This window comes from Ruegeria sp. BB9, from assembly GCF_056539345.1.
The window spans coordinates 125,288-138,841 of sequence record NZ_JBQFUU010000004.1; the positions used below are offsets into that span (position 1 = coordinate 125,288).

The window sequence follows — 13,554 nt, forward strand, 5'->3', positions numbered from 1 at the left end:
AAGCCAAGTTCTGTTCTTCTTTCCTGCTGCCGAGTTATTCATGCGGTCGGACCTTGAAAAATTGAGTTAATCTGGAGCCGAATTCCTCGTTTTCACCACAATTTCGTTCTCGTCTTTGCCTTGGCACCGCGTCACCCTCGAAAGGACTGCCAGCGATGGCATTGGGGGTGATCTGAGTTGATGCTTCAGTTCGAAAGAGTGGTTGCAACGGGGAGTCCGGCGCTCGATTCAGGTATCGGCGATACGGCTTTAAAAACGTTTAACGGTGTTACGTATCTGTACAGCACGACCCGGGCTGGCGGCGGCATCGTGGTCTGGCAGCTTGTGGATGGTGGGGCTCTGCAATTCCACGACGATCAATATTTCAGCGGCACCATATCGTTGCAGGTCGGCAGCCTTGGTGCTCTGGTCGCATTGGGCGCAAGCGATCTGTTGGCACTGGACGTCGATAACGCAACAGGCCTTGTCGGATACGAGTTGAATACGGATGGCACGATCGGGGCGCTGCAAGAAACGGCGGCGATTCCCGGAGGCGGTGATGTCACAGCATTGGTCCAATACTCGGTGGGTGCGGTCGACTACCTGACGGTGGCCCATCAGGACAGCGGGCTCATCGGCACCTACGTGGTGAACTCGAATGGTGCACTCAGTCATGTCGGCTCGGTCGCGGGCAATGCCGGGACGATGCAGACTGCGGCGGTGAGCAGCAACCAGTATGTCGTCACTGCCAATGCCACCGACAATGCGATCCGGGTGTTCAACGCCGATCAGGGAAGCGGGACGCTGATCGAAGTTGACAACACGACAACCCAAACGCTTGGGATCAGTTCTCCGACAGCGTTGGAAACCGTTGATGCGTATGGACACACGTGGGTTCTAGTAGCCGGGTCCAGCAGCAACTCCATCAGTGTGATGGAGCTGCGCGCAGACGGAACACTGGTTCCAAAGGATCATGCGTTGGACACGTTGGGTACCCGTTTTGGCGCAGTTCAGGACATGAAGGTCGTCGAAGTCGATGGACGTGTCTTTGTCGTTGCCGGCGGCGGAGACAACGGAGTGACCCTGCTGACAATGACCCCTGATGGCAAGCTGATCTACCTGGACAGCTTTGCTGATACCGTGGATAGCGGTATTCAGAATGTTGAGACCATCGAGGTGGCCCATGTTGGCGGCGACCTTCAGATCTTTGTGGCATCGCAGCAGGATGCAGGGCTAACCCAGCTGACAGTGTCTTTGGACTCCTTGGGCAATGTCATCGAGGGGAATGGAATCGTAACCGGAACCGCTCAGGACGACATGCTGAGCGCAGGCGTCCTGGACACTGATTTGCAGGGCGGTGCCGGTGACGACATTCTGATTGCCGGTCGCAGTGAAACCACCATGCAGGGCGGCTCCGGCGCGGACATCTTCGTTATGCGGTTCGGCAGTGGATTGACGACGATCACGGATTTCGAGGCCGGAACTGATCGGTTGGATCTGTTCGACTACCCGATGTTGCGCAACCCCGGCCAGCTGACCGTGACGTCAACGGCACAAGGGGCTCGGATTGAGTTCATGGATGAAACCGTTGAGTTATTTTCGACCGACGGTGGCACACTCACCAGCGCCGAAATTTTCGGGTCCGGTTTTGAGGGGCCGGATCATATCCCCGTTGACTTTGGCGTGCTCACGGGGCCCGAGGCCTCGGCCGGTGTGACGGGTCCAATCACGGTAGAGTCTTCCGGTTCAAACCCCGCGCTGAGCGATGCTGAGATCGTGTTCACGCCAGTTGGAAACAGCCCGATATCGGTACAGGCCGACGATCAGGGCCAATTCGATCTTGATTTGCCATCAGGTTCGTTGCCGGGTCATGTGGACATCATCAAGTCCTATTCAAATGCCAGCGGAGAGATCACGGCCCTCGATGCGCTGCAGGTTTTGCGGATAGCGGTCGGTTTGGGACCAACCTGGGGACCTGCAGCCCCCGAAAACCTCATCGCGGCCGATATCACCCAGGATGGCACCGTCAATGCACTGGATGCCCTGGCGATCCTGCAGATTGCCGTTGGGTTGCCCACCGCACATGAGCCGGAATGGGTCTACCTGGACCAGACCGCCGATCTTTCCTCAATCACACCCACGAATGTCGACTATCAAACCGGCGCTGCGGTTACCGCCATGGATGGGGTGTTCAGTGTGGACATGACGTCAATCCTGCTTGGGAATCTCGAGGCGGTGTGAACTGGCTATTCGCGGAACGCAAAAGGTATCGTGCTTCCGCGCAGACGTAGGCTAATCTTAGCAGAACAGCCTAGCCCGGTTTTTTAGAGATTGCCCAATGGCTACCAAGCAGATGCGGCATTTCCAACCAAAATCCGGCGCACAGGCGATGGTTCGTTCGTCACGCCTCGTGGCTGCGGAAGATCCGTGTGGTCGAGAAATAGCGCTCCAACTCCTCGATACGCTCCTTGCTTTCTTCCCAGCGCGCCTCCTGAACCTCCGCAATCAAGGTTTCCGAAATGAGTTGAAGGGCGATCGTCGAATCCCAGCTTGATGGAGCTTCGACCAGAGCGTGAAAGGTATAGTTGGCCGATTTGCCGATGGGCGATCCCCATTGGTCGGTGAACAGCACGACGGTCACCCCGCGATCGGACGCAACTTGCGCCAGCTTTTCCAGATGCGCCTCGTAGCGGCGGATGTCGAAGATGACCAGAACCGAGCTTTCGTCCATGTCCAGCAGGTATTGCGGCCATACGTTGGCCGAGTTGCCCAACATCGTCACGTTGGGCCGGATGATCTGCATGTGGTTGAACAGATAGTCGGCGTTCGATCGGGTGATCCGACCGCCGACGACATACAAATGGCGCTCGGTATTGGCCAGCAACTGGGCCACCGCGTCGAACATCGACTTGTCCAACCGCTCCAGTGTGTGTCGCATGTTGGTCCAGACGGCTTGGGCAAAACGCGTGATCGGATGCTCGGTTTCATCATCCACGATCCAGGCGTCGCGCTTCGAGATCGGCTTTTGGATCTGTGCCGCAACTTCTTCACGCAGCGCCTCCTGCAGCGCCGGGAACCCATCGAAACCCAGTTTTCTCGCCATGCGAATGACCGTCGGGGTGGACACTTGGGCCGCCGCGGCCAGCTTGGTGATCGATTGCAGCCCACCCATCGGATAATCCTGCAACAGGACCGATCCCAGCTGCCGTTCCGAGCGGGTCAGGCCTTCAAGTTCGTCCTGAATGCGTTGTTTGACCGTTTTGGCGACAGAGGCCATCGGCGCCCTCGTATTATTCAATTTGCTACAGGATATGAGTGATTGTAATTTTGTCTACAGAAATTTTCTTGACAGGCCCAAGGCCGCTGTAACAAATGCTACGCATGCAGTCCAAGACCGAGTCATCCCTGTTATCCCCGCTGGAAGCGCCCGCCGCACGTGTGTTGAACGCGCGTGGCGTGGCACGCGCGGTTCTGGTGTGCGAACACGCAAGCCGGTTCATACCTGCGGCATTGGATGGGCTGGGGTTGGACGACGTGGCGGCCCGTTCACACGCCGCCTGGGATATCGGGGCGCTAGAGGTTGCGGTTGAACTGGCCGGCGCCCTGGATGCACCTCTCGTACATTCGCGGGTCAGTCGGCTGGTCTATGACTGCAATCGTCCGCCCGAACGAGAAGATTCGATGCCTCCGCGCAGCGAGGTGTTTGCGGTGCCCGGCAATCACGGTCTGACGGTGGATCAGCGCGCCCAGCGAGTTCGCGACATTTACGAACCGTTCCGGGGTCTCTTGTCGCAGACGCTGGACCGCCGCCCAGAACCGCCTGTCCTGATTACGATCCACAGTTTCACACCAATCTACAACGGCAAGACCCGGGCGGTCGAACTGGGGATTTTGAATGACTCTGATGACCGTGCGGCTCAGGTCATGCTGAACCATGCAGCGCATTGCGGGCTGAGAGTGGCGTTGAACGAACCCTATTCGCCAGAAGATGGCGTCACGCACACCCTGCGCGAGCACGGTATCGCGCGGGGCTTGCCCAACGTGATGATCGAGATCCGCAATGATCTGATCGACACACCGACCGGGGTCAATCGGATCGTGGGGCTATTGACGCCAATACTGGCCGCCACGGTCGAAACCTTTTCGGACGCAGGGCAGAACACATGAGGGTAGGGGTGCAGGTATGAGTTTCATGCGGGGATATATTGCGGTCATCGACCGAATGAACCGCTGGATAGGGCGGATCGTCATGTACGGTATCTTCGTGATGATGGGCATCCTGCTGTGGTCGTCTATCTCGAAGACTTTTTTCCTTCCGTCGCTCTGGACGCTCGAAGTCGCGCAGTTCGCGATGGTCGCCTATTACATCCTAGGCGGGCCGTATTCGATCCAGATGGGTTCGAACGTGCGGATGGACCTTCTCTACAGCGAGTGGTCGCACCGGCGACGGGCCTGGACCGACGCGTTCACCGTTCTGTTCCTCATCTTCTACCTGGGCGTGATGATCTATGGCGGGTTCGACTCGCTCAGCTATTCCCTGCAATATGGCGAGCGCAGCCCGACCGCGTGGCGCCCCTATCTGTGGCCGATCAAGGTGATCATGGTCGTGGGGCTGATCCTGATGCTGCTGCAGGCCATTTCCGAGCTTTTCAAAGATATTCTGCGCCTCATGGGCGATGACATCCCGCGCGAGGTGATCTGATGTCGTATGAGTTGATCGCCATCCTGATGTTCTCGACCATGATGCTGATGCTGCTGACCGGTCAGCGCGTATTCGGCGCCATCGGTTTCGTGGCCGTGGTGGCTGCGCTTCTGCTGTGGGGCGACCGTGGCGGCTATGACATCGGGTTTTCGGCCGCGATGAAGCTGATGAAATGGTACCCGCTGCTGACGCTGCCGATGTTCATCTTTATGGGCTATGTTCTGGCCGAGTCCAAAATCGCCGACGACCTGTACAAGATGTTTCATGTCTGGATGGGTGGACTAAATGGCGGGCTGGCCATTGGCACGATCGGGTTGATGGTGCTGATCTCGGCGATGAACGGGCTGAGCGTGGCAGGCATGGCGATCGGGGCCACGATTGCGCTGCCCGAACTGCTCAAACGGGGGTACGACAAGAAAATGGTCACAGGGGTGATCCAGGCCGGATCATCACTTGGGATACTTGTGCCACCCTCTGTTGTACTGGTTCTCTATGCGATGATCGCGCGTCAGCCGGTGGGGCAGCTGTGGTTGGCGGGCATCCTGCCGGGCCTGATGATGGCGGGCATGTTCATCCTGTACATCGTGATCCGCTGCCGGATAAACCCGGAACTCGGCCCGGCCCTGTCCAAAGAAGAGCGCGACGTGCCGATGGCGGAAAAACTGCGGCTGCTGCGCGCGGGACTGCTGCCGTTGGCGATCTTCGCGGCGATGATGGTGCCATTCGTTAATGGCTGGACCTCGCTGGTCGAAAGCTCGGCCATCGGTGCGCTGACGGCTTTTGCGGCCGCCGTGCTGAAAGGGCGGATGACGCGGCAGGTGTTCGAGGTTTCGGTGCGCTCGACCCTAGGCATCACCTGCATGTTCATGTGGATCATCCTGGCCGCGCTAGCCTTTGGTGCGGTATTCGACGGGCTGGGCGCCGTGCGCGCGATCGAGACCCTGTTCACCGAACGGCTGGGCCTGAACCCCTGGGTGATCCTGATCCTGATGCAGCTGAGCTTCATCGTCATGGGCACCTTTCTGGACGACACCGCGATGCTGGTGATCGTGGCGCCGCTGTACGTGCCGCTGGTGGGGGAACTGGGCTTCGACCTGATCTGGTACGGGGTGCTGTACACGATCACCACGCAGATCGCCTATATGACGCCGCCCTTCGGCTATAACCTGTTCCTGATGCGGGCCATGGCCCCGCCCGAGATTTCGCTGCGCGACATCTACGGTTCGATCCTGCCCTTCGTGATGGTGATGACGCTGGCGCTGGCCATCATCATGACCTTCCCGCAGATCGCGCTGTGGCTGCCCGACTACATCTACAACAAATGACCCCGGACATACCGGGGCACATGCGAGAGGATGGTCTCTCGCCCATCGAAACCGACAACGGAGAGAGAAGATGACGAACAGACGCACATTCCTGAAAGGGGCCGCCGCGGCCCCGGCAGCCGCGCTGGCCACCCCGGCGCTGGCGCAATCCACAATCCGCTGGCGCATGCAGACCTATGCCGGCCCCGCACTGGCCGAGCATGTGATCGACCCGGCCATCAAGATGTTCAACCAGATCGCCGGCGACCGGATGCAGATCGAGCTGTTCTATGCCGACCAGCTTGTGCCCACGGGCGAGCTGTTCCGCGCCATGCAGCGTGGCACGATCGACGCGGTGCAGTCGGATGACGACTCGATGGCTTCGCCCACCGAAGTAACCGTGTTCGGCGGCTATTTCCCCTTTGCCTCGCGCTACTCGCTGGACGTGCCGGTCCTGTTCAACCAATACGGTCTGAACGAGATCTGGGACGAAGAGTATTCCAAGGTGGGCGTCAAGCACATCTCGGCCGGCGCCTGGGATCCGTGCCATTTCGCCACCAAGGACCCGATCAACAGCCTGGCGGACCTTCAGGGCAAGCGGGTCTTCACCTTCCCGACGGCGGGCCGGTTCCTGTCGCAGTTCGGCGTGGTCCCGGTGACCCTGCCGTGGGAGGACATCGAGGTCGCCGTGCAGACCGGCGAGCTGGACGGCATCGCCTGGTCGGGCATCACCGAGGATTACACCGTCGGCTGGGCGGATGTGACCAACTACTTCCTGACCAACAACATCTCGGGCGCCTGGGCCGGGTCGTTCTTTGCCAACATGGACCGCTGGAACGAACTGCCCGAAGACCTGCAGACCCTGTTCCGCGTCTGCACCGACCAGTCGCATTACTACCGTCAGTGGTGGTATTGGGGCGGCGAGGCATCGCTTCGCGTGAATGGTGACAAGATGAAGCTGACCTCGATCCCGGATGAAGAATGGGCGCAGGTCGAAGCCGCCGCAGTGGCGTTCTGGGATGAGATTGCAGCCGAGTCCGAGACCAAGGCGAAGGTTGTCGAGATCATCAAGAAGTACAATGCCGACATGCAAAAGGCTGGCCGTCCCTACCGGTACGGCTAAGGTGAAACCGGCCTGCCCTCATACCGGGGCAGGCCGATGCAAACGTCAGTCCGGCAGGTGGCGCCGGCGCAGAAATAGGTGGCTCATGCTCAACTTCGACACGCTCAAGACCCAGGTTGCCGAAGGCTCGGTCGATACGGTTCTGGTCTGCATGGTGGACATGCAGGGCCGCTTGATGGGCAAACGATTCCACGCGGGCCATTTCGTGGCCGGGGCCTGGGAAGAAACCCATTGCTGCAATTACCTGCTGGCCACCGATCTCGAGATGGCGACGCCGGATGGCTATGCCTCGACCAGCTGGGAGCGCGGCTATGGCGACTATGTCATGAAGCCCGACCTCAGCACCCTGCGCCCGGTGCCGTGGCTGGAGGGCACGGTGATGGTGATGTGCGACGTGCTGGATCACCACACGCATGAAGAGGTTCCACACGCGCCTCGGTCTATTTTAAAGAAGCAGGTCAACCGGCTGAAGGCTATGGGCTATGACGCGATGTGCGCCACCGAGCTGGAGTTTTTCCTCTTTGAGAAGAGCTTTGACCAGATACGCAAAGAAGGTTTCCGCGATCTGGAACCGATCTCGGGCTACAACGAGGATTACCACATCCTGCAGACCACCAAAGAAGAGCATGTGATGCGGCCGATCCGCAATCACCTGTGGGATGCGGGCATTCCGATCGAGAATTCCAAGGGCGAGGCCGAGGCCGGGCAGGAAGAACTGAACATCAAATACGCCCCGGCCATGCAAACGGCCGAGTATCATTCGATCGCCAAGAACGCGGTCAAGGAGATCGCGTGGCAGCACGGCCATGCAGCGACCTTCCTGCCGAAATGGCATCATGACCGGGTCGGGAGTTCGTCGCATGTGCATCAGTCGTTGTGGGCGGACCGGCAACCGGCATTTTTTGACAAGGCCGATCCGCTGGGCATGTCGGACCTGATGAAAAACTACATGGCGGGCCTGCTGAAATACGCGCCCGACTATACCTGTTTCATGGCGCCGTACATCAACAGCTACAAGCGGTTCATGAAGGGCACCTTTGCGCCGACGCGCATCATCTGGTCGGTGGACAACCGCACCGCGGGGTTCCGGCTGTGCGGGGATGGCACCAAGGCGGTGCGGGTGGAGTGCCGGATTCCGGGTTCGGACATGAACCCCTATCTGGCCATCGCGGGCATGCTGGCCGCAGGGATCGCGGGCATCGAGGAGGGGCTCAAGCTGCAGCCGCCGACCAAGGGCGATGTCTATCAGGGGGATACGGGCATGATTCCGGGCAACCTGCGCGCGGCGCGGGATGCGTTGCATGGGTCGTCCATGCTGAGGGCGGCCATGGGCGATGACGTGGTGGATCACTATGTCCGCGCCGCCGAGGTCGAGATCGAGGAATTCGAGCGCGTGGTGACCGATTGGGAGATTGCCCGCGGGTTCGAGCGGGCGTAGAGGGCGGATGTGAGGGGCCAGCCCCTCACGCTCCCCGGAATATTTTTGGCCAGATGAAGCAGCGGGTCTGCTTTGCTTGAGGATGGAGTGACCAATGGGTCAGGTGTTGAAATGTATCTCGCCGATCGACGGATCGGTGTTTGCCGAGCGGAACACGCTGGATCGTGACGCGGCATTTGCCGCAGCGGGCCAGGCGCGGGCGGCGCAGGCGGATTGGGCAGCGCGGCCCCTGCAGGAGCGCATCGATCTGGTGATGGCCGGCGTTGCCGCCGTGGGTGCGATGAATGACGAGATCGTGCCGGAACTGGCCCGGATGATGGGGCGGCCGGTGCGTTATGGCGGCGAGTTCGGCGGTTTCAGCGAACGCGCGACCTATATGGCGGGCATTGCGCGCGATGCGCTGGCTGATATTGCCGTGGGCGAGGACGAGACGTTCAAGCGTTACATCAAACGCGTTCCGCATGGAGTGGTGTTCGTCGTGGCGCCCTGGAACTATCCGTACATGACGGCGATCAACACTGTGGCGCCGGCCTTGATCGCGGGCAATACGGTTGTGCTGAAACATGCCACGCAGACCCTGTTGGTGGGTGAGCGCATGGCGCGGGCCTTTCACTCGGCTGGCGTGCCCGAGGACGTGTTCCAGAACCTGTTCCTGAGCCACGACGTGACCAACGATCTGATTGCAGGCAAGGCGTTCGATTTCGTGAACTTCACCGGCTCGGTCGCCGGAGGGCAGGCGATGGAACGGGCCGCGGCCGGAACCTTTACCCCCGTCAGCACCGAGTTGGGGGGCAAGGACCCGGGCTATGTCATGGATGACGCCGATCTGGATGCGGCGGTCGAGACGCTGATCGACGGTGCCATGTTCAACTCGGGCCAGTGCTGCTGCGGGATCGAGCGGATCTATGTGCATGAGAGCCTGTATGACGATTTCGTCGCCAAGGCGGTCGAGATCGTCAAGGGTTACAAGCTCGGCAATCCGCTGGATCCGGAGACGACGCTGGGGCCGATGGCCAACGTGCGTTTTGCCGACGAGGTGCGCGCCCAGATCACCGAGGCCGTGGCCGCCGGTGCCGTGGCGCATATCGAGACCTTTGCCGAGGATGACGGCGGCGCCTATCTGACGCCGCAGATCCTGACCAACGTCACCCACGACATGCGCGTGATGCGCGACGAAAGCTTTGGCCCGGTCGTGGGGATCATGAAGGTGTCCTCGGATGACGAGGCCATTGCCTTGATGAATGACAGCGAGTTCGGCCTGACCGCCTCGCTGTGGACGCGCGATGTGGCGCGGGCCGAACGCATTGGCGACCGGATCGAGACCGGAACCGTGTTCATGAACCGGGCCGACTATCTGGACCCGGGTCTGTGCTGGACCGGCTGCAAGAATACCGGCCGTGGCGGCGGCCTTTCGATCATCGGATATCACAACCTGACACGTCCCAAATCCTACCACCTGAAAAAGGTGACGGGCTGAGGACGATTTGCCTGCCCCGGACCGACCCCCTCGCCGGGGCAGGCCTTAGACACAAGGAAAGCTGACATGAGTCTTGTTGGAAACTGGTCCTATCCGACCACGATCAAATTCGGCGCGGGCCGCATCAAGGAACTGCCCGAGGCCTGCGCGGCGGCGGGGATCAAGCGCCCGCTTCTGGTGACCGACCGCGGCCTGGCCGATCTGCCGATCACCGCCGCGACGCTGGACATTCTCGAGGCCGCCGGGCTGGGCCGGGGCCTGTTCAGCGAGGTCGACCCGAACCCGAACGAAAAGAACCTCGAAGCTGGCGTCGTCGCCTACAAGGCGGGTGGGCATGACGGTGTGATCGCATTCGGCGGCGGCTCGGGGCTGGATCTGGGTAAGATGGTTGCCTTCATGGCCGGTCAGACGCGGCCGGTCTGGGATTTCGAGGACATTGGCGATTGGTGGACCCGTGCGGACGCCGAGGCGATCGCGCCGATCATCGCGGTGCCGACGACGGCCGGCACCGGCTCGGAAGTGGGCCGCGCCAGCGTCATCACCAATTCGGAAACCCATGCCAAGAAGATCATCTTCCACCCCAAGGTTCTGCCGGCCGTGGTGATCTGCGACCCTGAACTGACCGTGGGCATGCCGAAATTCATTACCGCCGGGACCGGCCTGGATGCCTTTGCGCATTGTGTCGAGGCCTATTCCAGCCCGCACTATCACCCCATGAGCCAGGGCATTGCGCTGGAAGGGATGCGGTTGGTCAAGGACTTTCTGCCGCGCGCGTATGCGGACGGCACCGACATCGAGGCCCGCGCCCAAATGATGAGTGCGGCCGCCATGGGTGCGACGGCGTTCCAAAAGGGGCTGGGCGCGATCCACGCCATGAGCCACCCGATCGGCGCGGTGTTCAACACCCATCACGGCACCACCAACGCGGTCTGCATGCCACCGGTTCTGGAATTCAACGCGCCTGTGATCGCCGACCGGTTCGACGTGGCCGCAGCCTATCTGGGCATTTCGGGCGGGTTCGACGGGTTCCGGGCCTTTGTGCAGGAATTCAACGACTCGCTGGGCATCCCGCGCAAGCTGTCCGATCTGGGCGTGACCGAGGATGCAATCCCGGAGTTAGTCAAAGGTGCGATCATTGACCCCTCGTGCGGTGGCAACCCCATCGAGTTGACCGAGGAAAACCTGACCGGATTGTTCAGGGCCGCTCTTTGAGTGTCAGTCGGATCCGGGGCATCGAGAAGCTCCGGGTCCGATCTCATTCCGCCGGTTGCGGTCCCGGTACCTGTGCACTTGCGAATTCTGAGGGAAATTGAGCGGCGAAAGCACGTTCAGGCGCATTGCGGATCTCGGACCAGGTCGGCGCCCGCTGGAATCCTGGGGACCTGAGGGCGAGGGACAGTACGGATTTGTCCTCGACATAGATCAGCCCAAGCTTCTCAAGGCGGTCCATCGCGGCTTCAAACGCGTCCGCCCCGTACAAGTCGGACACCTGATCGCCAAGAAGCGCCCTGCCTATGATCGCTGGGCTCAGGTCAAGGATGGCCCGAGCCGTCTCGTCCAATTGGTGAACAACTCTTTGTCCTGACGCCCGCAGGTCGATCACCGTGTCGCCCTCGACGTAGAGGGCTGACGTACCGGCCTCGTTTTGCCATGCGGCAAGCGCATCCAACGTCGACGCCGCGCGCTGCGCTGGCGGGCTTGGACCGTTGTCGACGATGTCGAAATGGTAGGCGAAATTCCAGACTTCTTCGGGCGGCAGGTCGAATATGAATGAATACGGCTTCGCTGGTTCGACCTCGACCCCAAATGCTTCGGGGTGTTCAAAATAAGGGCTGAACCGGTCCGCTCGCACCGGTCCTATCGAGCCGGGTGGTTGCAGGTGATGCAGCAGCGGAATGAGCTTTGCCATCCGTTCGAAGGCTGCTGCGCTTTCTCCGGGAAACCCGTAGAGGAAACACCATTCGACAAAAACCCCGGCCTCGGCACACAGCTTCAGCGTCTGGATGTTCTGAATTCCGCTGACCCCTTTTCTCATATGCGCAAGGGTCGGAGTATCGAAGGTCTCAATACCCGGCTGGATCTTTCGAACGCCGGCGTCGGCCAGACGGGCGATCACGGTCGGCGAAAGGTTCGATTTGACCTCGAAATGCATCAGGAATGGTCTGGTGTCCTGCGCAAGCTTCGGGATCAGGGTCTTGAGGTAGCGGTGATCCAGAATGTTGTCGACCACGACAAGATCCGGGCCATAGAGATCGGCAAGCGTGCAGAATTCGACATAAGCCCGCTCGGCGGACTTGCTCCGGTAGGTCATCGATTGGCCGTTCAGCCCGCAGAAAGTGCAATGGTGTTTCGCGCCCCACCAGCAGCCGCGCGATGTTTCGATCGTCGCAGATGGCACAAGGCGCTCTGATAGCCCCGGAGTGCTTTGAAATTGTTCAAAGAAAGCGTTGAAATCCGGGATGGGCAGCGTATTCAGATCCGTGGTCAGGCGCGGTCGAGACTCCTCCAGCGGGTTATCCAATTGGCTTTGGTTCAGAAACCCCTCGACCACGGGCAAGGGTCTGCTGGGCCCCAGGGCTTTCAGAAACTCGGGAAAAGCATGGTCGCCCTCGCCAATGCAAACCGCGTCCAGTTCAGGATGGGCCTGCAAAAGCGCGCGCCCGAGCGGCCCTTCGCAATTTGCGCCGCCCATGACGATGATCACGTCGGCTGACCGTCTCCGCACGGCCCGGGCCAGTGCGATCGAGGCCATGACCTGTTGGAACGAAGACGTAATCCCGATCACGGTCGGGTTTTGTTCCATCACCGCATCGGCGCAACGTTGGACGAATGCTCCGGCTTGCTTTCGGGCGGCAATGGCGTTTTGCATGAACGCCAGCCATTCGACACCCGACACATAGTCACCAAGAACCGTGGTCAGGTAGTCCATCGCGTCCAGATCGCTGCGCGGATAGATCAGATCGCTGAATATCCATTCACCCAGCAGCGCCTGATAGCAGCGGCCATCAGACAGCATGAAATACTCATCGAGGCCGATCGCCTCGGCATAGTCGAAGCTGAAGTACTTCTCGGTCGTCGCAAAGCCGTTGTCCCGTGCCAGCTGCGCAAGAAGAGACATCCCAAGCCCTGGATGTTGCAGGGAAGAAAACGGCATGGACACCAGACACAGCTGATGCAGGGCTGCGCCTTGGTCCTGACTGGAGACGGTCGCGCTTTCGCTCATGCGAAGTTACGCGCAGCGGGGCCGGATCACACCGTCGGACGTATCTTCATAGGCTTTCTTGATGTCTTGCATCGCCGACTTCAGGTCGGATTCACCGGAAAAGACGTTCCCAATCGCGGCCAACAGCTTGCGCGCCTCGCCATCCTGATCGAGCGAGATTCCCAAGCGGTTTACTACGCCTTCGGGGTTGTCGATGAATTCTTTTCGAAAGGCCTCGTCAAGGATGCCGCGGCCAATGATCTGCTGAACATCTTCCAGGGTCAAACCCCGAGTATGGTGGTCACTCATAATTGTTCCTTTCGCAATAC

11 protein-coding genes are annotated in these 13,554 nt (G+C 60.2%); 8 read left to right on the plus strand and 3 right to left on the minus strand.

Features of this window, described 5'->3' with window-relative positions; translation table 11 throughout:
* Nucleotides 1-180 precede the first annotated feature (180 nt).
* Nucleotides 181-2,220, plus strand: coding sequence for a dockerin type I domain-containing protein (locus ACR0FC_RS14425; protein WP_254437829.1), 2,040 nt, complete (start codon nucleotides 181-183; stop codon nucleotides 2,218-2,220).
* A gap of 160 nt (nucleotides 2,221-2,380) precedes the next feature.
* Here the strand turns inward: ACR0FC_RS14425 and ACR0FC_RS14430 are convergent, their stop codons facing one another.
* Nucleotides 2,381-3,256: a MurR/RpiR family transcriptional regulator gene (locus ACR0FC_RS14430; RefSeq protein WP_170341384.1), complete on the minus strand. Its 876-nt coding sequence runs from the start codon at nucleotides 3,254-3,256 to the stop codon at nucleotides 2,381-2,383.
* Between the two features lie 104 nt (nucleotides 3,257-3,360).
* On the opposite strand from ACR0FC_RS14430, the gene ACR0FC_RS14435 reads away from it, so the two are divergent.
* The 7 genes from ACR0FC_RS14435 (at nucleotide 3,361) to ACR0FC_RS14465 (ending at nucleotide 11,235) form a co-directional block, all read left to right on the plus strand.
* On the plus strand, nucleotides 3,361-4,146 hold the full coding sequence (locus tag ACR0FC_RS14435; RefSeq protein WP_170341945.1) for an N-formylglutamate amidohydrolase: 786 nt from the start codon (nucleotides 3,361-3,363) through the stop codon (nucleotides 4,144-4,146).
* A gap of 16 nt (nucleotides 4,147-4,162) precedes the next feature.
* The gene (locus ACR0FC_RS14440; protein WP_170341947.1) at nucleotides 4,163-4,681 is read left to right on the plus strand and encodes a TRAP transporter small permease subunit; all 519 of its coding nucleotides are present in this window, start codon (nucleotides 4,163-4,165) and stop codon (nucleotides 4,679-4,681) included.
* Nucleotides 4,681-6,006, plus strand: coding sequence for a TRAP transporter large permease (locus ACR0FC_RS14445; RefSeq protein WP_170341949.1), 1,326 nt, complete (start codon nucleotides 4,681-4,683; stop codon nucleotides 6,004-6,006). Before ACR0FC_RS14440 ends, ACR0FC_RS14445 begins: the two co-directional genes overlap by 1 nt.
* 70 nt (nucleotides 6,007-6,076) lie before the next feature.
* On the plus strand, nucleotides 6,077-7,108 hold the full coding sequence (locus tag ACR0FC_RS14450) for a TRAP transporter substrate-binding protein (RefSeq protein WP_093963096.1): 1,032 nt from the start codon (nucleotides 6,077-6,079) through the stop codon (nucleotides 7,106-7,108).
* Between the two features lie 85 nt (nucleotides 7,109-7,193).
* Nucleotides 7,194-8,546 carry a glutamine synthetase family protein gene (locus ACR0FC_RS14455; protein ID WP_170341951.1) on the plus strand — a complete coding sequence of 451 codons (1,353 nt, stop codon included), beginning with the start codon at nucleotides 7,194-7,196 and terminating at the stop codon, nucleotides 8,544-8,546.
* A gap of 94 nt (nucleotides 8,547-8,640) precedes the next feature.
* Nucleotides 8,641-10,023, plus strand: coding sequence for an aldehyde dehydrogenase family protein (locus ACR0FC_RS14460; RefSeq protein ID WP_170341953.1), 1,383 nt, complete (start codon nucleotides 8,641-8,643; stop codon nucleotides 10,021-10,023).
* Nucleotides 10,024-10,089: 66 nt separating this feature from the next.
* The gene (locus tag ACR0FC_RS14465) at nucleotides 10,090-11,235 is read left to right on the plus strand and encodes an iron-containing alcohol dehydrogenase (protein WP_170341955.1); all 1,146 of its coding nucleotides are present in this window, start codon (nucleotides 10,090-10,092) and stop codon (nucleotides 11,233-11,235) included.
* Between the two features lie 43 nt (nucleotides 11,236-11,278).
* On the opposite strand, the gene ACR0FC_RS14470 is transcribed toward ACR0FC_RS14465, so the two are convergent.
* Together ACR0FC_RS14470 and ACR0FC_RS14475 are read right to left on the minus strand one after the other, a co-directional pair.
* The gene (locus ACR0FC_RS14470; protein WP_170341957.1) at nucleotides 11,279-13,246 is read right to left on the minus strand and encodes a RiPP maturation radical SAM C-methyltransferase; all 1,968 of its coding nucleotides are present in this window, start codon (nucleotides 13,244-13,246) and stop codon (nucleotides 11,279-11,281) included.
* 6 nt (nucleotides 13,247-13,252) lie between these two features.
* A complete protein-coding gene (locus ACR0FC_RS14475; RefSeq protein ID WP_170341959.1) occupies nucleotides 13,253-13,534 on the minus strand; it encodes an Os1348 family NHLP clan protein in 282 nt (93 codons plus the stop codon).
* Nucleotides 13,535-13,554 lie beyond the last annotated feature (20 nt).